Origin of the sequence: Ureibacillus aquaedulcis, from assembly GCF_030418165.1 — a bacterium.
Lineage (GTDB): Bacteria > Bacillota > Bacilli > Bacillales_A > Planococcaceae > Ureibacillus > Ureibacillus aquaedulcis.
In genome coordinates this window covers 41,957-63,726 of record NZ_JAUHTQ010000013.1, presented here as the reverse complement: position 1 = coordinate 63,726, position 21,770 = coordinate 41,957, and the positions used below count along the sequence as shown (strand labels likewise).

18 protein-coding genes are annotated in these 21,770 nt (G+C 38.1%); 17 read left to right on the top strand and 1 reads right to left on the bottom strand.

Annotated features, from left to right (window positions below; translation table 11 throughout):
- Positions 1 to 161: 161 nt before the first annotated feature.
- On the top strand, positions 162 to 1,052 hold the full coding sequence (locus QYB95_RS15070; RefSeq protein ID WP_301139184.1) for a glycine-rich domain-containing protein: 891 nt from the start codon (positions 162 to 164) through the stop codon (positions 1,050 to 1,052).
- A 333-nt stretch (positions 1,053 to 1,385) separates the two neighbouring features.
- Here the strand turns inward: QYB95_RS15070 and QYB95_RS15065 are convergent, their stop codons facing one another.
- Entirely contained in the window at positions 1,386 to 1,982 is a 597-nt protein-coding gene (locus QYB95_RS15065; RefSeq protein WP_301139183.1) for a TetR/AcrR family transcriptional regulator, read from the bottom strand.
- Between the two features lie 140 nt (positions 1,983 to 2,122).
- Here QYB95_RS15065 and QYB95_RS15060 point away from each other — a divergent pair, with 140 nt between their 5' ends.
- From QYB95_RS15060 to QYB95_RS14985, 16 genes are all read left to right on the top strand, one after another.
- Positions 2,123 to 2,893, top strand: coding sequence for an SDR family NAD(P)-dependent oxidoreductase (locus tag QYB95_RS15060; protein ID WP_301139182.1), 771 nt, complete (start codon positions 2,123 to 2,125; stop codon positions 2,891 to 2,893).
- A gap of 18 nt (positions 2,894 to 2,911) precedes the next feature.
- Complete coding sequence (locus QYB95_RS15055; RefSeq protein ID WP_301139181.1) at positions 2,912 to 3,694, top strand: glucose 1-dehydrogenase; 783 nt, start codon at positions 2,912 to 2,914, stop codon at positions 3,692 to 3,694.
- Between the two features lie 209 nt (positions 3,695 to 3,903).
- Complete coding sequence (locus QYB95_RS15050; protein WP_301139180.1) at positions 3,904 to 4,506, top strand: histidine phosphatase family protein; 603 nt, start codon at positions 3,904 to 3,906, stop codon at positions 4,504 to 4,506.
- Between the two features lie 497 nt (positions 4,507 to 5,003).
- A complete protein-coding gene (locus QYB95_RS15045) occupies positions 5,004 to 5,981 on the top strand; it encodes a tRNA dihydrouridine synthase (protein WP_301139179.1) in 978 nt (325 codons plus the stop codon).
- Between the two features lie 220 nt (positions 5,982 to 6,201).
- Positions 6,202 to 6,891, top strand: a complete 690-nt coding sequence (locus QYB95_RS15040) for a response regulator transcription factor (protein WP_301139178.1) — start codon at positions 6,202 to 6,204, stop codon at positions 6,889 to 6,891.
- Entirely contained in the window at positions 6,888 to 8,153 is a 1,266-nt protein-coding gene (locus QYB95_RS15035) for a HAMP domain-containing sensor histidine kinase (protein WP_301139177.1), read from the top strand. The genes QYB95_RS15040 and QYB95_RS15035 overlap by 4 nt, the downstream gene beginning before the upstream one ends.
- A 123-nt stretch (positions 8,154 to 8,276) precedes the next feature.
- Complete coding sequence (locus QYB95_RS15030; protein WP_301139176.1) at positions 8,277 to 9,038, top strand: ABC transporter ATP-binding protein; 762 nt, start codon at positions 8,277 to 8,279, stop codon at positions 9,036 to 9,038.
- A gap of 10 nt (positions 9,039 to 9,048) precedes the next feature.
- Positions 9,049 to 11,385: an ABC transporter permease gene (locus QYB95_RS15025; protein ID WP_301139236.1), complete on the top strand. Its 2,337-nt coding sequence runs from the start codon at positions 9,049 to 9,051 to the stop codon at positions 11,383 to 11,385.
- A 302-nt stretch (positions 11,386 to 11,687) separates the two neighbouring features.
- A complete protein-coding gene (locus QYB95_RS15020) occupies positions 11,688 to 11,888 on the top strand; it encodes a DUF3311 domain-containing protein (protein WP_425609211.1) in 201 nt (66 codons plus the stop codon).
- Positions 11,888 to 13,360, top strand: coding sequence for a sodium:solute symporter family protein (locus tag QYB95_RS15015; RefSeq protein ID WP_301139234.1), 1,473 nt, complete (start codon positions 11,888 to 11,890; stop codon positions 13,358 to 13,360). Before QYB95_RS15020 ends, QYB95_RS15015 begins: the two co-directional genes overlap by 1 nt.
- A 251-nt stretch (positions 13,361 to 13,611) precedes the next feature.
- Positions 13,612 to 14,115 carry a MarR family winged helix-turn-helix transcriptional regulator gene (locus QYB95_RS15010; RefSeq protein WP_301139175.1) on the top strand — a complete coding sequence of 168 codons (504 nt, stop codon included), beginning with the start codon at positions 13,612 to 13,614 and terminating at the stop codon, positions 14,113 to 14,115.
- 27 nt (positions 14,116 to 14,142) lie between these two features.
- Entirely contained in the window at positions 14,143 to 17,202 is a 3,060-nt protein-coding gene (locus tag QYB95_RS15005; protein WP_301139174.1) for an MMPL family transporter, read from the top strand.
- Positions 17,203 to 17,361: 159 nt separating this feature from the next.
- Positions 17,362 to 18,204, top strand: coding sequence for an alpha/beta fold hydrolase (locus QYB95_RS15000; RefSeq protein WP_301139173.1), 843 nt, complete (start codon positions 17,362 to 17,364; stop codon positions 18,202 to 18,204).
- Positions 18,205 to 19,413, top strand: coding sequence for a SpoIIE family protein phosphatase (locus QYB95_RS14995; RefSeq protein WP_301139172.1), 1,209 nt, complete (start codon positions 18,205 to 18,207; stop codon positions 19,411 to 19,413).
- A gap of 134 nt (positions 19,414 to 19,547) precedes the next feature.
- Complete coding sequence (locus tag QYB95_RS14990; protein WP_301139171.1) at positions 19,548 to 20,465, top strand: LysR family transcriptional regulator; 918 nt, start codon at positions 19,548 to 19,550, stop codon at positions 20,463 to 20,465.
- A gap of 99 nt (positions 20,466 to 20,564) precedes the next feature.
- Positions 20,565 to 21,668: a 5-methyltetrahydropteroyltriglutamate--homocysteine S-methyltransferase gene (locus tag QYB95_RS14985; protein ID WP_301139170.1), complete on the top strand. Its 1,104-nt coding sequence runs from the start codon at positions 20,565 to 20,567 to the stop codon at positions 21,666 to 21,668.
- The last annotated feature ends 102 nt before the right edge of the window (positions 21,669 to 21,770 follow it).

Below are 21,770 nucleotides of genomic sequence, written 5' to 3'. Positions count from 1 at the left end.
TCTTTTTTATTTACAAATGTAAGGAATATCCTTCAGGCCCCTTTTCTGAAACTATATTCCCTTTCGGACGTATATATTTTTAGCGGAATTATTTCCATATTAGTTAAAGATAGTACTCATAAAGACGAATAAAATACTTTAAGGTGGAATGGAGAGATAAGATGGAATGGTTACTCTTCCTAGCAGTTTTGATTTGCCTTATTTTATTTTTAAGCAAAAAAAGCTCATTTAAATTTGGTCTATCTCCGGAATCCTTGGAGATAAAACAAATTAAAGGCTTAAAAAAACTAGGCGATAACCTGGAGCAATCGCTAAGTAAAGGTTTTATGGCTAACGTCGAAGCGCGGGTTCACAAAGAGCGTAGGTTAAAAGAGCATGAGTACGAGTGGCGCCTCATCGATCTAAAACGTTATTTTATTTTGACTTCACTATTAAAAGAGTCGCCGATGTTTAGTGAAAAAGTGGATGAACTTTGGCATCAGATGCTCATGTTTACCCGTGAATATGATGAATTTTCCAAGAAATATCTAGGGACAACACTTCATCACAGGCCAAATATAAATGTAGAACCTGATCCGGATTTACGGGGATTTTTTGATTGGGTGTATGCCGAGCTTTTTTTCATAAGAAAGGAGAATATCCATCTTTATAATGGATTTTTCAGAAACCCTGTACATCCAACCCTTATTGATGAGTTTGAAGAATTAAGTGAAGATGAACTTATAGATATCTATTTTAAGAGAGATAGTAAATATATGACTACTGTCCTCGCGCTTGTTTCATCCATGAAAAAAACCGCAAATAGAGTAAAAGAATATGAAAAAAGTATCGTACGTGAAATGATGAAAAGAAGTAAAACTCAGCAAAATTACAACGCAATGCTCGTTCCGTTTATGTCTGTCTCTTATTTTCACTATGACGAGTTTGCAAGTTATATGAAGATAAGCAGCAACAGCTCATCAAGTTGTACTAGTTGCGGGTCGGGAAGCTCCTGCAGCTCTTGCTCATCCGGTAGTTCTTGTTCAAGCTGTGGCGGCGGGGGAGGAGATTAATAAAAACATTCTTACGGGGATTCTATTAAATGTAGAAAATAAATAGAATAGAGTCTAGTTAATTTCTTAAACCATCTTCAAGCTGTATTGCAACAAACACTCTGCACACGGTCTTTGTATATCGCAACTGATTTTAAAAGAAGGCAACTCTCTCTTATGGGAGGTTGCCTTTTCATGTTTCTTGTTATAGGTAATATTATCCGGGATTAATAAATTTTAGGGCAAAGTAAATATGCTTAAATTGTTAGATTGAAAGGATAATTAAGTTTAATCTACGAAGGTCCAAATATTATCTATTTAAATATCTTATTTCTTCACCAATATAAACTATTTCTAGTGCGTGTCGATTTCTTTTATTACGAACCCTCTGGCAAAGGTATTTAGAATACGTATGAAACGTTCTGTCATTTCACTTGGTGTCACATCAAAATCCTTTGCAATCCAGTCCAAGATCAATCCCGCCGTTCCATAGGCCATATAGCGCTTTTGGGAGTAGTCGTCCACAAAAGAAACTCCGTATTCTATATTAAATTGATCTTTCAGTAAGCTAAAAATCGCTTCAGGCAGTTGCCGGTGAATGTGGGGGAGTGTATCTTCCAAGAGCAGCAATGTGAAGTAATCGCGGTGATCGTAGATGTAATACAACAATTCGAAGGAGTTTGTTGTCAACTCCGTTACTTTCACCCGACTATCACTTTGATACTTGGACATGCTGTTATACTGAATGGCTTCAGACATTTCATCCATTAACTCTTCAACGAGGTCAAAAATGTTTTGATAATACACATAAAAGGTTGTTCGATTATATTGTGCATACTCAACAATATCCTTCACTGTAACAGCACTGAATCCCTTTTTGTGTACCAGTTCAATAAATGCCTTTTTTAAGAAATTCTTTGTACGCAAAGCTTGATTCGAATTGGATTTCATTATATTTCTCTCCTACAATTAGACAGATTGAATGAAAGTGTTGTTTTCTTCAACAGTATAGCAAATATTAAGGATGGCATACAGAAAGTAAGACCTAGTAAACTATATGTGTAATTAGAATTATTAGGGGAGGTACAAAAATGAGATTCGAAAATAAAGTTGTAATTATCACAGGTGCTGCAGGAGGCATCGGTAAAGAAATTGCTCGTAAACTTGCAGATGAAGGGGCAAAGTTAACGCTGGTGGATTTAAATGAAGCTGCTGTGAAAGCGGTTGCAGTGGAGCTTAACCTAGGTGAAGATCGCGTCCTAACATTAAAAGCAGATGTTTCAAAAGAAGCAGAAGTGAAAAATTATGTTGAGGAAACCGTGGCAAAATTCGGTCGCATTGATGGCTTTGCAAATAATGCAGGGGTTGAAGGCCCAGCAAAAATCCTAGAAGAAATTACAGAACAAGATTTTGATTTCGTATATAACATTAACGTAAAAGGTGCTTTCTACGGCTTAAAATATGTACTGCCAATTATGAAACAGCAAAAAGCAGGTTCGATTGTTAACAGCGCTTCCGTAGCTGGTTTAATTGGTTCGCCAAATATGATGCTTTATAATTCATCGAAACATGCACTAATGGGGATGAATAAAGTAGCGGCGATAGAAGCCGCTCCATATAATGTGCGTGTGAATTCAGTAAACCCTGGTGTTATCAATACACAAATGATGCGCCAGATCGAGGCAAAAGTTGCACCGGGTGCAGCAGAAGCAGCACAATCGGCATATCAAGATGCTGTTCCAATGAAGCGATATGGCGAACCGCAGGAAGTAGCAAATGTCATTGCATTTTTACTATCGGACGAAGCTTCTTATGTAAGCTCTTCATCTTACACAGTCGATGGAGCATTATATAATATTTAACACTGGAGGTAACATAATATGAAACGGTTTGAAGAAAAAGTAGTCATTGTAACAGGTGCAGGATCTGGTCTTGGCCAAGCAGCAACACTTCAATTAGCAGAAGAGGGTGCTAAATTAGTATTAGTAGACTTGAATGAAGCAGGTTTGAAAGAAACAGAGGAAAAAGTGGCAGCAATCGCGCCACAGGCTGAAGTTTTATTAATAGCAGCAAACGTAGCAGATGAGGATGCTGTAAAAGGTTTTGTTGATGCTACTGTTGACAAGTTTGGCAAAATTGATGGATTCTTCAACAATGCTGGCATCGAAGGAAAACAAAATCTAACAGAGGACTTTGGTATTGATGAGTTCCAAAAAGTTGTTTCCATTAACTTAAATGGTGTATTCTACGGCATGAAATACGTATTAAAAGTAATGAAAGAACAAGGATCAGGGTCAATTGTAAATACAGCCTCCGTTGGCGGTATTCGTGGTGTTGGAAATCAGTCAGGCTACGCAGCATCCAAACATGGTGTTGTCGGTTTAACGCGTAACTCTGCAATTGAATATGGACAATTTGGTGTTTCGATTAAGGCAATCGCACCTGGTGCCATAATGACTCCTATGGTAGAGGGCTCATTGCGTCAAATCGATGGTGATAATTGGGAAGAGGTGGGTAAAGAGTTCGTAAAACCAAACCCAATGCGTCGCTTCGGTAAACCAGAAGAGGTTGGCTACCTAGTTGCCTTCCTGCTTTCAAACCAAGCAGACTTCATTAATGGTGTTGTTGTGCCAATCGATGGCGGTCAATCGTATAAATACTAATTTTTTTGGGCGCATCAAGTAATAATTAGAGGCTAGGACATTACCAGCTTCAATAGGGAGAAAGGTGAAATTGAGTAGGATCAATTTCACCTTTTTTGCTTTTGCTAATATGGAAAACCTATTTTTGAATCAGATAAAGATTAAGTAGAGGATTGGTATAATAGGGGATTGTTGGTTATAGGAAGAATGAAAACTAAGGAGGCTAGGAAATGGAATTATTAATCATAAGACATGGTCAGTCTGAAGCGGATCTATTAGAAGTTCACGAAGGAAGGGCAGATTTCCCCTTAACTGAATTAGGTGAACAACAAGCAAGATTAATGGCTCAATACGTTGAAGCGAATGTCAGACCCGATATTATTTTGACAAGTCCTTTAAAGAGAGCAGAAAAGACTGCAAATTTACTGCAAGAAGCGATAGATTGTAAGCTTATTGAAATAGATGATCTCAGGGAGTTCAATAATGGTGTACTTGCAGGAATGGCCAGGAAAGAGGCAGCCATTAAATACCCATTGCCTGATGGAGGAAGACCAATACATGTGCCGATTCAAGATGGTGAATCTGAGCTGGATTTTCGCTTTAGGGCTGAGAAAATATTTAACAAGATTATTCTAGATTATAAACAGCATAATAGAGTAGCAATCGTATCACATGGAGGACTTATCTCCAATTTCCTGAAGGCAGTACTCAATCTGCCAAACAATAATAAAACGATCTTTGCTACAGGAGATACGGGTATGCATCTAATCGATATAAGAGAAGATTGTAGTATAATAAAGTTCCTGAACAAACAAGATCACCTTATGAAATAAGAAGTACATAAAATGTGCTGATTAATGTTCCAAAAATAATCCCACATCCAGAGTGTTGGGAGCAACTATAGCTAGCTGACTTAACTCAATTACGCCTGTTTTTGAAATTTCTAACTTAATATATGATGAAAAATAAAAAAGCAGACAATTTAGGAGTGCAAAATACACATCTAAACTGTCTGCTTTTACTACTGAATTTCCAGAAAAAGAATGAATATGCCAAAAATAGCTACTTCTCAAATAAAATTCTAGTTGAAGAGGAAACTGTGTGAAGATAAACTTAATAAGCTAGGTTATACTATAATAATGATCGAATTACTTAAACCTGAAATATCTCTTATATTGCTGCAACTAGTTTGCACACTATTGGAAGCGTATTGGTTTGGGTATTTATTATAAAATAATAATAGAATAGACATGTCGTATATATGGCTTTTTATTTTGGGATGAGAGTTTTACATGTATCCCGGAGCGCAATGAAAGGATTTGAGATTAAAATGACAAATAATTTTTGGCGTGATTTACCACGTCCATTTTTTGTATTGGCACCAATGGAAGATGTGACGGATACTGTTTTCCGGCATGTAGTAAGTAAAGCGGGTCGACCGGATGTGTTTTTCACGGAGTTTACAAACTCGGATAGCTATTGTCACCCAGAAGGCATGAAGAGTGTACGCGGCCGTTTGCTTTTTACAGAAGATGAACAACCAATGGTGGCGCATATTTGGGGGGATAATCCCGAATATTTCCGTCAAATGAGTATTGGCATGGCGGAACTGGGATTTAAAGGACTCGATATCAATATGGGCTGCCCAGTGCCGAATGTGGCATCGAGAGGGAAAGGCAGTGGCCTGATCCTTCGCCCGGAAGTTGCGGCAGAACTCATTCAAGCAGCAAAAGCTGGCGGATTGCCTGTCAGCGTGAAAACAAGACTTGGCTTTGAGGATATAAACGAGTGGGAGGAGTGGCTAACGCATATATTAAAACAGGATATTGCGAACCTCTCCATCCATTTACGTACAAGAAAAGAAATGAGCGCTGTTGATGCCCATTGGGAGCTCATTCCGGAGATCAAGAAATTGCGTGATCGTATCGCACCTAATACTCTATTAACAATTAACGGCGATATTCCGGATCGTCAAGTAGGGCTGGAGCTTGCAGAAAAGTATGGTATTGATGGGGTCATGATTGGACGCGGGATATTTAAAAATCCTTTTGCTTTTGAGAAAGAGCCGAAAGAACATAGCAGCAAGGAGTACCTGGACCTTCTAAGATACCAGCTTGATCTTCATGATCAATATATTGAAGAATTGCCGCGTTCTGTAACAGGGCTGCATCGTTTCTTCAAAATCTATGTCAAAGGGTTCCGCGGCGCAGGCGAATTAAGAAACCAGTTGATGAACACAAAATCAACAGATGAAGTGCGTGCATTGCTCGATAACTTTGAAGCAAACAATGTCGATGACGAACAGTAACCATGGCAAAAGTCAGCTGAATAATAATTAAGAACGTACTTCTTCAGCAGAAGTACGTTTTTTTGTGTGAAATTATGTATACCACTCCTCATAATAACGAAATTCATCGGGTTCCATAATAACTCTGTAAACCCATAAATTTACACAAGGCGAACCGCTATAATGTATACTGTAGGTATCCTGTTAAACTAGTAGGAAAGTCTTTTTCTAGGAGATTACGATGAAATTAGATTGTTTAATTGTAGATGATGAAGTTGCTTTAGCCGAAACAACTTGTGAGTATTTTAATATGTTTGAAGTCAGGACGGAATTTGTAACAAGTGTAGAAGAATGTGAACGCTTTTTAGAGAAACATGAACCATCACTGCTTCTTCTGGACATTAATCTAGGAAATGAATCCGGCTTTGACTTGTGCAAGAAATTGCGCAAAACCATGGAGATTCCCATCCTCTTTATAAGTGCCCGTTCCAGCGATGACGATGTTCTTATTGCACTTAACATTGGTGGGGACGATTATATACAGAAGCCCTATACATTAAGTATCTTATTGGCAAAAGTAAAAGCAGTGCTTAAAAGATATGGCAATGCTTCTGGGAAGCAGCAAGATATCCTGGAGTTTGGACAGATACAAATTGTTCCAAAACTTCGTCGTGTTCGCGTGAGTGGTATGGATGTTCATTTAAAATTGATGGAATATAAACTTCTGCATTACTTGGCAAAAAACAAAAATCGGATCATCACAAAAGATGAATTATTTCAGAATGTATGGGGGGATTCCTTTGTTGGAGATGGGACCCTGAATGTACATATTCGGCATTTGCGGGAGAAAATTGAACGAAATCCAAAGGACCCGCAATTTATAAAAACAGTATGGGGAACAGGATATGTTTTTGAGGATACCCAACAATGAGAATAAATTTGCTTATTGTCATGATTTTGGTTGTTTTTAGTGCAGGGATAACTTCCTCACTAATCATTATTATGAGTAAAAAAACTCCCGAAATGGATCTTGTGGCCATAAATGATGTGGTGAAAACGGTTGAAAAAAATTGGGGCCATGTTGGTGAAGAAACTTTTCGCAATAGCGACCTAGCACAACCCTTTACCATTATCGATTACTCGGGGACCGTCATCTACCGAACACCAGGAAATCATTTTAATAATAATAACGAAGCCATTAAAAATAGAGATACATTCATCGATCTTAGGCAAGATAATGAAATTGTAGGCAAAATAATTATCCGCAACAACGAACAAGAAATAATGCAGCAAATGAAAAATGAACTCGTTGCATCTATCAGCTTGATTTTGGGTTTGTTATTGATAGTTACTTTATTTTTTATTATTTATATTGATAGAACATTATTGAAACCCTTTAAGCAGCTTCAAAATTTTGCAGTAAATGTGGTCAGGGGCAATCTAGAAATACCTCTAAATATGAACAAGAATAATTACTTTGGCGCATTCACTGAAAGTTTCGATCTATTGCGTGAAGAACTTGGTGCTGCCCGTCAACGGGAGTACGAGTCCAACCGCAGCAAGAAGGAGCTTGTTGCCACCTTGAGTCATGATATTAAGACACCTGTTGCTTCGATCAAAGCAGTAAGTGAATTAATGCTTCTGCAGGCAAAAGACGATAAGGTCATCAAGCACGTGAATACGATCTATTCCAAAGCAGAACAAATTGACTTACTTGTAACGGATATGTTTCATGCAACTTTAGAAGAACTGCAGCAGTTAAGGTTAACGGTTGCCGAAGAATCGAGCGAAGTACTTATGGAGATGATAGAGAATGTCAATTATGGCAACAAAATCGCCTATGATCATATTCCACAATGTATTATTTTAATAGATCCTATCCGTATGCAGCAGGTAATAGACAACATTATCAGTAATTCATATAAATACGCAGGAACAAATGTGAGTATTAAGTCTCAAATCAATCAGGGATACCTTGAACTCTACATTATGGACTTCGGAACAGGAGTTAGTGAAGGGGAATTGCCTCTACTGTTCAATAAATACTATCGCGGAAAAAATGTCCTGGGGAAGAATGGTTCAGGCCTTGGCCTCTATATATCAAAATACTTCATCGAAAATATGGATGGCCAAATTCGCTGTTGCAACAGAGAGGATGGCTTTACTGTCGTCATGAAAATCAAACTTGCCTAAGATTTAAGAAACAGTTAAGAATTGCATAAAGATTTAATAAGAATTCATTTTGTATGATAAGACTGTAATCTTCATTACGGTCTTTTTTCTATGAGTTGAAATAAGGGAGAGTGCTGAAAGAACATGACAATGACAATTATAAAAACGGAAAAGTTATGTAAAACCTTTTCGAGTGGGGGAATTCAACAGCATGTGTTGAAAAATCTGGATATTAGTTTGCAAGAAGGGGATTTCACGATCATAATGGGCAGTTCGGGATCAGGGAAATCCACTCTGCTTTATGCAATGAGCGGTATGGATAAACCAACATTGGGTGAAATCGATTTTGCCGGCAAAAACCTGTCCCGATTAAATAACGATCAACTAGCGATATTCAGAAGAAACAACTGTGGCTTTGTCTTTCAACAAATTCATCTACTAGACAATATGAGCGTGCTCGACAATGTACTGGCAAGCGGACTTTTAGGAAATAAAAATAGGCGCCAAACAATACACAAAGCCAAAGAAATGTTAATGCAAGTAGGAATCGATGAAAAGGCATGGTCCAAATTTCCGACTCAGCTTTCCGGTGGTGAGGCTCAACGAGTTGGAATTGTTCGTGCGTTGATTAATAGTCCAAGAATTCTTTTTGCAGATGAACCAACCGGAGCACTGAACTCTGCATCCAGTGATAGTGTGTTAGATGTGTTAACAGATGTAAATCGAAAAGGGCAGAGTATCGTCATGGTCACACATGACATCAAAACAGCAATACGCGGGAATCGAATTTTATATTTACGAGATGGTGTTATTTGTGGAGATTTGCAGTTAGGTGGTTACAGTGAGCAAAAGAATGCAGAACGGCATGAAGAGCTCAAGACTTTCCTGGCAGAAATGGGGTGGTAGGGTGAGAATCATGAACCTGGCCATGGCCAATATAAGAAAAAGTAAATCTGCTACCGTTTCTTTATATACATTCATTTTAGTTGCTGCGCTGCTTCTTAATATTGGTCTCATGGTCATTACTCAACTAAATATGTTTTTTGACCAAAAAGCGGAACAATTAAAAGATCCCCATGTGACCATAGTGATGAATCAAGCAAATTATAATTCGACTCATGAAGAATATTTGGCGAACTATCCTGGAGTAAAAGAGACGGAAACAGAAGAGATTATCCATATGAACCTAGCTAATTATAAATTCGGCAATGGTGAGCTAACGAACAGTGCGGTTATGTATAATGCCGATGCTAATCGGACTATTGGAACGCTTAAGTTAGTAGAAAAATTAGATGCATCGAGCCCCAATGATATTTTTGTTCCCTACAGCTTTAAAACGGTTGGAGGTTACGAATTAGGTGATGACTTCACGATCACATTACAAGACAAGGATTATGAATATCGTGTTGCAGGATTCTTCGAAACAACCATGATGGGTACAAATAATATTGGTGTCATGAAATTTATGCTGCCGGAAAATTCTTATCAATCACTAGCAGCTGAACTAGAAGACCATTCCAAATGGATAAGTCTTTCTGCGGTGATGAAAGACAGTGCAAACTCTGCGGAATTGGAAAATGATTTCATCCAAGATGTAAGGAAATCTCAAGGAGAGGAAGATACACCTTACATTTTTGGTATAAATATTGAAATGGTTGAAAGTGTAAACACATTGACTATCAATATCATAGCGACGATATTAGTAGCCTTTTCAGCAATTATCGTACTTGTTTCACTCATAGTTATTAAATTCCGTGTTTCCAATAATATTGAAGATGGCATGGCCAATATCGGGGTATTAAAATCGATTGGTTATACAAGTGGGCAAATTCTTTCATCAATTATTCTTCAGTATACTCTTATTGCCCTTTGTGCGAGTGTAATCGGTATAGCACTGTCCTATGCACTCATGCCGTATATTGGGCGTGTTATTTCAACCATATCCGGATTGATATGGACACAAGACCTCGATATGGGTGTTAACTTGATCAGTATTCTATTTGTGACGATTAGTGTTGTCATCGTAACGTTGGCATCTGCCTTTCGTGTGCGAAAAATTCTGCCTGTTGCCGCACTTCGTGGTGGTATTCAAACCCACAGTTTCAGAAAAAATCATATTCCTTTGGCAAGAGCGAAAGGTGGTCTTCATTTTCTGCTTGCTATTAAGTCAATGCTTGCGAATTCTAAACAAAATATAATGATTAGTTTAATTGTGATGGCGTTGACTTTTGCCACAGTTTTCTCGGTTGTGCTATATTACAACATTGCATCAGACAAATCCGCATTTGTTGATTTATTCGGATCTGAACCGGCAAATGTCTATATAGCGGTTAAGCCGGATGCAGACACTAGAGAGTTGATGAACAGTATTGAACAAATGGAGTATGTTAGGAAAGTGAATATATTCGACACAATCGAGACGAGAGTGGATGATCAAAATATCTACACAAATGTGACGGATCACTACGACCAGCTGGAGAATAATGTCGTGTATGAAGGTCGCCAGCCAAAGCACGAAAATGAAATATCGATCTCCTGGATAATATCAAATCATATCAATAAGGGGATTGGCGACACGGTTGAGGTGGAATATGGAAATGAAACAGCTAGTTTTCTAGTAACGGGCCTTAGTCAGTCAATTGGTAATTCCGGCCAGATTGGTTCATTAACAATGGAAGGTATTCAACAGATACAATCAAACTATAAAGGTACGACACTTTATGTATATTTGGACGGAGTATCGAACAAGGATTTTATTCAGAATGTCCAGGAACAGTACGGGAATTCAATAATTGAAACATTAGATATCGATGAAAATATTGAAAGTCAGACAAGCATGTATACAGCTGCAGTATTTGCAATCATGGTGATGGTTTTGACGATTAATGTGCTGGTTGTCGTAATGATTTTATATTTAGTCATTAAAACGATGATTACAAAGCGGAGAAAAGAGTTTGGCGTATTGAAAGCAATAGGGTACTCAACAATTCAGTTGATGACTCAAATCTCCATCAGTTTTCTGCCTGTAGTTGTTATAGGTGTTGGTATTGGCGGCATGTTAGGATTACTCTTCACTAATCCTATGCTGTCCGTGCTGCTTTCAAGTGCTGGGGTTAAACGTTTGGATTTCATTATCCATTACCCAATTATTGTAATGTTTTGTGTAGGAATCATTCTTTTGGCGTACATTGTTTCGATGTTGGTTTCCTTAAGAATAAAGAAAATTTCTGCGTACAGTCTAATAACAGAATAGAATATTTTTTAAATATAAGAAACAATACCTCAACTTATATAAATTAGAACATTTTATTAGAAGGCAACCTTCCATTTTGGGAGTTTGCCTTTTCTTATTTTATATCAACGAAAACAGTAATTTATAAGAAACTTAAGAGAAATTAAGGCTAACATAATGGCGTAAGAATCATGTTTGATATCCTATGTTTCCTTTTTATTGAAAATCTCCTTGTTTTACGTCAGCTTTATGATATTATTATTAAATTCAAACTATTTTAATATATTATACTATTTCATCAATTAAAGGGAGGAAAATATATAATGAGAAGATTGATCATAGCGATTTTAGCAGCTTTACCTTTTGTTATGATGCTGGGAGCCATACCTTTTGTTAATCGAATTCACCCTATTATTCTGGGGTTGCCATTTTTCCACTTTTGGCTATTCCTGGGCATGATTATTGTACCAATATGTACATATATCATTTATCGATTACAAAAATCGGAAGGGAGCATTGAATGATGCAGGGGAATCTAACAGCTTTGTTGGTCACAAGTTTTATCGTACTTACAGTTGTATTAATTGGATTTATAGCAGGAAGAGATAAGTCAAGCAGGAGTTCGGTAGAAGAATGGTCCGTAGGCGGAAGGAAATTTGGACCTTTGCTCGTGTGGCTTTTGGTAGGTGCTGACTTATATACAGCCTATACATTCCTTGGGCTAACGAGTACAGCCTATACAGGTGGAAGTCTTGCTTTCTTTGCTATTCCTTATACTATTATAGCTTTCTTTATTTCTTACTTCTATTTACCGAAGTTGTGGAAGGTTTCGAAGGAATTTAAGTTTACTACCCTTGCCGATTATGCGAAAGGAAGATTTGATAGTAAATTTTTGTCCCTTCTTATAGCCATTGTTGGTGTATTAATGCTTATTCCGTATATTGATTTACAGCTGGCAGGTATACAAGATACATTAAGAGTAGCTGGTACAGGTTATATTAATATTCAAGTAGTTGTAATCATTTCGTTTCTATTGGTTGCACTTTATACATTCTTTAGTGGAATCAAAGGACCAACCTACACGGCTATTATTAAAGATATTTTAATCTGGGTTATTATGTTGTTCCTTGTAGTATCTATTCCGATGATCCATTTTGGCGGTTGGGGATCCATGATTAATAAAATTGTGGTGGAATCTCCCGAACTTCTAACAATCCCGACGACTGGACCAAAAGGGATCCCTTGGTTCCTAACTGCTTCACTCGTATCCGGATTGGCGTTATTTATGTGGGCTCATGGTGCTACAGGTGTACTAACGGCGAAAAACGCTGATACACTTCGAAAAAATGCTATCTATCTGCCACTATATAATATTGTGTTGATTCTTGTTGTATTTCTAGGGTTTGCTGCATTTCATGTATTGCCGGAGGGCAGCGATCCTCGTTTTGCCTTATTAAATTTAATTCAAGTGTCTTACGGCGGGGTGGTTCAAGGACTCGCCTATGCCACGATTGCACTTGCTTCGCTTATTCCATGTTCCATCATGGCAATCGGTGCATCCAATCTTTTTGCCAATAATATTTACCGTGATTTTATTAATCCGAAGGTTGCACCTGCAAAATTGACACTTATTACAAGATCGATGGTATTTGTCGTTATCGGGTTGGCCTTGATATTCGGAATGTTGTTCCCGACAGCCCTTGTTTCTCTTCAACTTCTGGGGGTATCCGGAATGGTTCAAATCTTCCCGGCCATTGTCTTTAGCTTGTTCTGGAGAAAACAAACGAAACAGGCAACGATAATTGGATTGATCGTTGGGTTAGTTGTTACGTTTACTGTATCCGGAACCGGGATGACTTTCGGTATTTACGAAGGTTTCTGGGGCCTATTGGCAAATGTCCTGGTTCTTGTTCTTCTAAATCCGCTTTTTGTTAAGAAAATCAATCGTCAATCCAACCCGATTATGGCCCAATTATTTACGCAACAAGATAACTAGGATATTCGAAATAATTACTTAAAGCAAAGATTCAAGAATAAACGGTCCAAGGAAGAAACTAATTTTATTCAAAAAGGCAATATCCCTATAGGGGTATTGCCTTTTTTCAATTGAACAGGATTGTGCAGCTCTATCCACAAGTTAAAAACAAGCCAAAAATTCTTATGCTCTATTGACAAAGGAAACTTATAAAAATAAAATAAATCGTACACGATGTATCGGATGCGATTTATTTTCGGGAGGAATAGAAATTGAATAGAGCAAAATTTATTGGGGAATCAATTGATTTTATCCATCGCTATACGATGAAGAGTCTACAAAAAACAGCGGAAGAACATGGAGTCACGATTCCACAAATAAGAGTAATCGCCGATGTATATGCCCATAAAACCGTTAGCATCAAGCAACTCTCTCAAAATTTGAAGATGACCCAAAGTACGGTTTCGGATATTGTTGAAAGGCTGATTGCCAAAGAATTGCTGGAGAAAAAGCCAAACCAAAAAGATAAACGTCTAGTGGATATTTCATTAACTGCCAGATTGGTTGAAAAGATTGACGAGAGTATAACTGAACTGGCAAACCAGTCATTGGTTGGGGCAATAGATCTTTTAAGTCCCGGCGAACAAGAAATAGTGGAGAAAGGGATGAAATTATTAGTTTCGGCGGTTAAAGAAAAAATGATTGCTGAAGGAATGGACAACTATGATTTCATCGACATTTTGTACTTCTCCGAAAAGGACAAAAGCGGAAAATAACATACGGACAAAAATGGAGGATACAAATTGAAAACTATTATAAAAGGACGCTGGGCCGTTTTTGCAATTTGGCTTATTGCAACAATCGTGCTGACAGTTATTCAGCCTGATATCAATGCGATATTGCGCCAACAGGGACAAGAAGGGACAAGCAGTGCAAGTCCATCTGTCATTGCAGGAGATATCTTGGAGAAGATGGATACCACTAAAGGTACGGATAATCTAATTGTTTTTTACGATGAACATAAAATATCGGATGAGGACGTGCAGCAGATTGGGGAGGCTGTTGAATCTATCCGTAATAACAGCACGGAACTAGGCGTTACTCAGATGATTGACCCGTTCAGTATGCCGGATGCAAAAAGCTCTTTATTCTCTGAAGATGGCACAACCCTGATGGTGAGCTATAAACTTGATAAAAAAGGGCGAGAAATCGACGACATTAAAGAACAATTTGAAAGAAAACTGGAAGATGTTCCTGTCGACTACTACCTTAGTGGGGAAGATTTTATTAATAATGACTATTTAAAAGCATCCCAGGCAGGTGTTGAGAAAAGTGCTGCATTGACAGTTGTATTTATTTTAATAGTACTTATCATCGCCTTTAGATCAGTTGTTACACCATTCATATCACTTATAACGGTGGCTTTTTCTTACCTTGTTTCAATGGGAATTGCCGCTCAATTAATAGATAAAGCTGGTTTCCCAATAACGAGTCTTACACAGATGCTGTTGGTCCTGATTCTTTTCGGAATCGGTACAGATTATAACATCCTAATATTTAATCGATTCAAGGAAGAATTGGCGCATGGCCACTCAGTGGATGACTCTATCATTAATACGTATAAAACAGCGGGTAAAACGATTGCCTATAGTATTCTCACAGTATTCATTGCTTTCCTGGCCCTAGTTTTCTCAGAATCGCCAATCTATAAATCAGGTGTAGTTGTTGTGATTGGAGTAACTATACTGCTGCTGGAAATCTTGACATTAACACCTTTCGTCATGAAAGTACTAGGAAAGAAAATTTTCTGGCCATCTAAAAATGTTGGAGGCCATAAGGATAACAAGTTCTGGGAGAAAACTTCTTCCTTTGGTACAAAGCACCCGATTCTTGTTACAATCATCATTCTTGCAATCATTGCACCGATGATCATCCTTCATGAAGAAAAACTTAATTTCGATACGGTCGGTGAACTTGGAGATAATTATCCTTCATCGAAAGCGATTAATCTCGTAGCCGAGCACTTTGGGAAAGGTCAAGCGATGCCTGCTACCGTAGTTATTGAAAACGATGAAGCACTTGATAACAATGAATCTCTTGCTGTTATTGATAACATTACAGAACAGTTGAATGAGCTGGAAGGAGTGAAGATGGTTTCATCGGTCACTCAGCCTCAAGGCAAGGAAATTCCAGACTTTTATGTCGATAGTCAAATGGGAAGTGTTACTGATGGACTTTCCCAAACGCAAGATGGGGTTGACCAAATCTATGATGGATTGGCGGAAGCTCAAGAAGGACTGCAATCTGCAGACTTTTCCGAGGTGACCCAAATGGTCGATGGAACTGCAAAACTTCAGGACGGGATGACAGCCTTAACAAACGGACTGCAACAAATCCAAGCTGGAATCGAGGATGGAACGAATAATCCACAAACCATCTATAACGGGTTGGCAGCAATTGAAACAAATCTCTCTACTATGAGTGATGGGGTAGGGACACTAGCCGAAAGTTATGGAAAAATGCAGGACGGGTACTCTGAAATGGGTACTCATTATCAAGAGGCAGCAAACGCTCTATTGGGAGTTAAAAGTGCACTTGCACAAATGCAATCCATGATAGAGGCATTAGGGAGCAGTTATGCAGAGTCTGGTAGTGATGAAAATTTCCTGGCGTTAAAACAAACGATTGATGGGCTTTCATCATCTTTAATTCAAATTACGCCAGAGGGTATAGCCGCATTAAATGAAAATTATAATACAGTCACTGCAGGTTTTGCTGCAGCGAACGAAAATTTGGCAAACATGAACAATGGTCTATCTCAAATGGTGGCCGGCTTGGATAAGTTAAAAGATGGACTTGGACAAGCATCTTCAGGAATTGACACAATTGTAGCGAATATGAATACAGTAAATACCGGGCTTGGTGAAATAAAGGCCGGTCAGCAGCAGCTAGTTGCAGGACTTAATGGATTCGGTGAATTTGGAGAAAAATTAACAGATGTCAATAATGGGCTAGAAGGAATTTCGGATGGACTGGAGCAGACAAATGGCTATTTGACTCAGCTCAATACGAACAAAACCTTTTTCATTCCACAGGAAGCATTAACAAATGAGGAATTTAAGAAATCGTTGGACGCATTTATGTCCGAAGACCGTAAAATTACAAAGATGACGGTTGTTTTGAAGGATGATCCTTATTCCGACGCTGCCTTGGCAACAATCAATACAATCAACGATACACTTGCAGCCGGATTGAAAGGTTCAGTTCTTTCGGGTGCAGAAAGTGGTACGGTAGGAACAAGTGCGACAACGAATGATATGAACGATGTATTATCGAGAGATTTAAGTAGAACAACGGTAATTGTAATTATTGGCGTGCTGCTTGTTTTATTCCTGGTGATTCGTTCATTCTGGACGCCGGTATTTATTACGGCTTCCCTTGTTGGGGCATATTATACAGCGATGTTCATCATTAATTTTATTTTCCTGAATCTATTGGGGTACGATGGAATTTCTTCCTTTGTCCCATTCTTCTCCTTTATCATCATTGTTGCCCTGGGAGTAGATTATAGTATTTTCTTGATGATGCGCTTCAAGGAATACCCGGAGCTTTCTCCAAAAGAAGCAATTGTATTGGCTTCCAAGCATACCGGCGGCGTTATCATTTCTGCAGTAATTATACTTGGCGGTACTTTTGCCACATTGATGCCAGCTGGAATAATACTGTTAACGGAACTAGCTATAGCAGTTATTACAGGATTGATTGTTCTTTGCTTTATCCTGCTGCCGCTCTTTGTTCCGGCTTTGATGGCTCTGCCAGGTACATTAAAAGCTTATGTCTCAAAGGAGGAAAATAAAATCTAATTTTATATTCTAGAAATGGGAGCGATTGTTCAAATTGAGCAATCGCTCTTTTTAACTAGAAAGGTAGTCAGGTAATTAAGTAGCTTAGATTATAGTAAAGGGCCTAAAAAGTGATATGATAATGGTATGAATCAATATATTGGAAAGGAGAGGTGAATTTTGAGCCAGGATACTATTAAGCGAAATCACGTAAATATTAGTGGCAAGGGGAAGAAATCAATCATTTTCGCGGCTGGTTTTGGATGTGATCAAACGGTTTGGAAAGATGTTGCACCCGCTTTTGCAGATGAATACCAAGTTATTTTATTTGATTATGTTGGTTTAGGAAGTTCGAATGTTTCAGCTTTCGATCCTGCTAAATATAGTGAATTATCTGGTTACGTACAGGACGTCATAGATGTTTGCACAGCCTTGAAATTAGAGGACGCAATATTTATCGGGCATTCCGTAAGTAGTATGATTGGTTTATTGGCATCTATTCAGAGACCGGAATATTTTTCACAGCTGATTATGATTGCACCTTCACCCTGTTATTTGAATGATCCTCCTGAGTATAAAGGTGGTTTCGAAAGAGAAGATCTGGAAAGCTTATTAGCCATGATGGAGAAAAACTATATAGGATGGGCTAATGCTTTCTCTATTAATCTTCTAAATAATAATAGACAATCAGATGTGGCGAAAAATTTGGAAGATCGTTTTTGCTCTACTGATCCTTTGATTGTAAATACCTTTGCAAGGGCATGTTTCTTTACCGATAGTCGCCCGCATCTCGCAAAAGCGCCTGTACCGTCCCTTATTCTTCAGTGCTCCGATGATATCATTGCACCCAAGGAAGTTGGCGAGTATCTAAAAAAGAAAATGCCAAACAGTACACTAACACATATGAATGCTATCGGTCACTGCCCGCATATGAGTGACCCTGATGAAACTATTCAATCTATAAAAAAATACTTAACTAATCAATCTGCATCACTGGTTGGGGAGGGTGTAGGTGAAGTTTAAATGGACGAATTAATAGAAGAAGCACCATGTGGATTTTTGACACTATCGAGGGATGGGATGATTCAATCCATTAATAGGACATTGCTAAAAATTTTACAATGTCCATCACCGAAGCAGCTTATCGGGAAACATATAAATGCAGCACTAGCTAATTCCGCACAAATTTTTATGCAGCTTTATTTTTTCCCACTTATAAAAACAAAGCATCGTGTTGAGGAAATGTATATTTCATTACATACTGAAAGCGGGGAAGAAATTCCTGTATTATTGAATGCATCGCTGCAAAAAAATAATGAGATTGTCTGCGTGATTGTCCCGATGCATAATCGCAATGCCTTTGAGGACGAGATTCTTCATGCAAAAAAGATGGCTGAAAATGCTTACCGCGATAAGGAAAAGACCCTTATGGAATTAGAGAGCGCACTTAAATCAGTCGAGGAGAAACAACAGGAGCTGCTGATAGCCAATAATCAAAATGCCAAATATAAGCTGGATACCGAACGGGAACTGGAGCTTGCCAAAAAAATCCAGGAAACGGCTCTTACGAAAGATATCATAAACGACAAAATACAAATCGTATCTTATTATCATGCTTCAAAAGCATTGTCTGGTGATATTTATGGATTTTATCAAGTGACTCCCGAAAAATACGGAATCATCCTATTGGATGTAATGGGACACGGCATATCATCTGCATTAATTACTATGTCGCTACAATCCTTGTTTCAAAAGTTGATTTCGCAAGGGGTAAGAGCTGAAAATGTCATGCAGGAGCTAGACCAATACCTCCATGAATTATTCCAAAATAACCAAGATGCTTGGCATTACTGTACGGCTATCTATTTTAATATTGATACAACTACTAGGACTGTTGAATACATTAATGCCGGGCATCCTCCTGCCATTATCCAGAATATAGATGGTGAACAGCAAGAATTGTTGGCTACCAGCCCTCCTTTAGGGACATTCGAAGACATCACTTTTAAATCAAGAACCATAAACTATACGCAAGGAACGAGACTCCTTTTATATACGGACGGTGTTTCGGAAGCCTTTGAGCCTAACACGCTTAACTACTTATTGCATGACTCGTTACCAAGTGATATATCAGAAACAAAGGGGATAATTCAAGGAGCGCTGGAAAATACGGAAAATAAATTTGAAAAGTACAATCACGATGACCAATGTTTTATTTTAATTGAATTGTAAGTGAGGGTTTAAGAATATATCATATTGGTCAAACGTAAAGAGGTTCGGGATACATTTTATTCCGAGCCTCTTTTAAAAAATGCAGATTTTGATAGCTGGTACGAATACATTAACAAAAAAAGAGGGGTAGAATCATGACACTACAACAATTAAAGTATGTAATCGAAGTTGCGAGGAGTCGTTCCATCAGTAAAGCCGCGCAAAATTTATTTATCAGTCAGCCAAGCTTATCCAATGCACTAAAAGAATTGGAAAATGAAATTGGCATTATGATTTTTTCGAGAACCAATAAAGGAATTATCCTGACACCAGAGGGGGAGGAGTTTCTGGGTTATGCTAGGCAAGTAGTTGAACAAGTTGCGCTTCTTGAAAATCGATATTCAAATACTCAATCAGTCCAGCAGCATTTCTCTGTATCAGCCCAGCATTATGCATTTGCGGTAAGTGCATTTGTGCGTCTACTAAAAGAATACAAGCGAGATGAGTACGAATTCACGCTGAGAGAAACGAAGACCTACGAAATTATAGAAGATGTAAAAAATCTGCGAAGTGAAATTGGCATCCTATATGTAAATGATTTTAATAGAAACGTCATTCAAAAATTTCTTAGAGAGGGCAACCTTATCTTTCATGAGTTATTCGAAGCAAAGCCGCATGTATTTATAAGTTCAGGAAATCCACTCGCAAAACAGGATTATGTAACATTAACGGACTTAATTCCTTATCCTTATCTTTCATTTGAGCAAGGGGATTATAATTCTTTTTACTTTTCTGAAGAAATCTTAAGTACGATCTCCCGACCAAAAAATATTCGTGTTAGTGATCGGGCAACACTCTTTAACTTGCTGATCGGTCTAAATGGCTACACAATTTCTACAGGGGTGATCAGTCAAAAGTTAAATGGCAAAGATATCGTAGCGGTTCCTTTACGTGTAGATGAACGGATTACAGTGGGGTATATCACGCACAAAAACGTAACTCCTTCACCTTTAGCGAATATCTATATAGATTATTTAAAAGAATCAATTGCTGAAGAACAAGCTCAGGTATAGTTTAAAACTATACCTAGAGATAAAATATATGTGTTATCTGCTATCAAATTTATCGTGCTACAATCTCCTTACAATATAAAAACCGAGGAGATTATTGCAATGACAGTAAAAACTAGTACTTCCCCATATCGCTTTGACCATGTAGGCAGCTTATTACGCCCTGCAAACTTAATAAAGGCTCGTGAACAATATAATTCAGGAGCAATTACTTATGACGAATTAACAAGCATAGAAAACAGCGAAATTATCAGTTTGATAGAAAAGCAAAAGGAAAATGGTGTACTTGCAGTTACAGATGGAGAATTCCGCAGAAGCTGGTGGCATTTTGATTTTTTAGGCGGACTTGATGGCATTGAATATTACGAAAAAGAGACAGGCCTAAGCTTTCACAAAATGGAGACGCGGAAGGAGGGTATTCGTGTAATTGGCAAGATAGATTTTTCAACTCACCCATTTATTCAGCATTTCCAATTTATGAAACAGCACTCTGGCGACATGAATGTCAAGCAAACAATTCCAAGTCCGAATATGCTTGTCTATCGAGCAGATTTGAATAAAGAGATTTATAGTGACAGAGAGTCGCTTCTGCAGGATACAATCATAGCTTACCAAAAAGCAATTCAAGCATTTTATGATGCCGGCTGTCGTTATTTGCAATTAGATGATACAGCATGGGCGGACTTATTCTCTGAAGAAGGTCACCAAAAACTGCGAGCTAAAGATTTGGACCCTGCCGAGGAATTAAAGGTAATGCAAAGGATGATTAATGAATCCATTGCCCATAAACCGGAAGACTTAGTTGTGACGATGCATATTTGCCGTGGAAATTATAAATCGAATTACTTTTCAAGCGGCGGTTATGATTATGCTTCGGAAGTGATTTTTGGCGGATTGGATGTTGATGGGCTATTCCTTGAATTTGATGATGAGCGATCAGGAAGCTTCGAACCACTAAAATTTGTTAATCGGAAAGATTTAAAAATCGTATTAGGCTTAATCACATCGAAGTCCGGTGAATTAGAAGACAAGGATAAAATTATTGCGCGTATTAATGAAGCGGCATCTTATGTCCCGCTTGAACAGCTTTGCTTAAGTCCACAATGCGGCTTTTCATCGACAGAAGAAGGCAATCTATTAAGTGAAGAAGAACAGTGGGCAAAACTTCGATTTGTGAAAGAAATCGCAGAGAAAGTTTGGCTGTAATTTGTGACTTGCAGCCTTATCATCTGCGTACAAGAAAAATAGAAAAACAATAGTAGATTAATGCCATCCTATCTTAATGAAGGTTATAAACGGTCAAACCAA

What these genes read in the sequence shown, in the direction of transcription:
- QYB95_RS15065 (WP_301139183.1), bottom strand. Translation starts at nt 1,982, where the DNA reads ATGAAATCCAATTCGAATCAAGCTTTGCGTACAAAGAATTTCTTAAAA.
- QYB95_RS15015 (WP_301139234.1), top strand. Translation starts at nt 11,888, where the DNA reads ATGCAGGGGAATCTAACAGCTTTGTTGGTCACAAGTTTTATCGTACTT.
- QYB95_RS15050 (WP_301139180.1), top strand. Translation starts at nt 3,904, where the DNA reads ATGGAATTATTAATCATAAGACATGGTCAGTCTGAAGCGGATCTATTA.
- QYB95_RS15020 (WP_425609211.1), top strand. Translation starts at nt 11,688, where the DNA reads ATGAGAAGATTGATCATAGCGATTTTAGCAGCTTTACCTTTTGTTATG.
- QYB95_RS15060 (WP_301139182.1), top strand. Translation starts at nt 2,123, where the DNA reads ATGAGATTCGAAAATAAAGTTGTAATTATCACAGGTGCTGCAGGAGGC.
- QYB95_RS15035 (WP_301139177.1), top strand. Translation starts at nt 6,888, where the DNA reads ATGAGAATAAATTTGCTTATTGTCATGATTTTGGTTGTTTTTAGTGCA.
- QYB95_RS15055 (WP_301139181.1), top strand. Translation starts at nt 2,912, where the DNA reads ATGAAACGGTTTGAAGAAAAAGTAGTCATTGTAACAGGTGCAGGATCT.
- QYB95_RS15045 (WP_301139179.1), top strand. Translation starts at nt 5,004, where the DNA reads ATGACAAATAATTTTTGGCGTGATTTACCACGTCCATTTTTTGTATTG.
- QYB95_RS15030 (WP_301139176.1), top strand. Translation starts at nt 8,277, where the DNA reads ATGACAATGACAATTATAAAAACGGAAAAGTTATGTAAAACCTTTTCG.
- QYB95_RS15040 (WP_301139178.1), top strand. Translation starts at nt 6,202, where the DNA reads ATGAAATTAGATTGTTTAATTGTAGATGATGAAGTTGCTTTAGCCGAA.
- QYB95_RS14985 (WP_301139170.1), top strand. Translation starts at nt 20,565, where the DNA reads ATGACAGTAAAAACTAGTACTTCCCCATATCGCTTTGACCATGTAGGC.
- QYB95_RS15070 (WP_301139184.1), top strand. Translation starts at nt 162, where the DNA reads ATGGAATGGTTACTCTTCCTAGCAGTTTTGATTTGCCTTATTTTATTT.
- QYB95_RS14990 (WP_301139171.1), top strand. Translation starts at nt 19,548, where the DNA reads ATGACACTACAACAATTAAAGTATGTAATCGAAGTTGCGAGGAGTCGT.
- QYB95_RS15025 (WP_301139236.1), top strand. Translation starts at nt 9,049, where the DNA reads ATGAACCTGGCCATGGCCAATATAAGAAAAAGTAAATCTGCTACCGTT.
- QYB95_RS14995 (WP_301139172.1), top strand. Translation starts at nt 18,205, where the DNA reads ATGGACGAATTAATAGAAGAAGCACCATGTGGATTTTTGACACTATCG.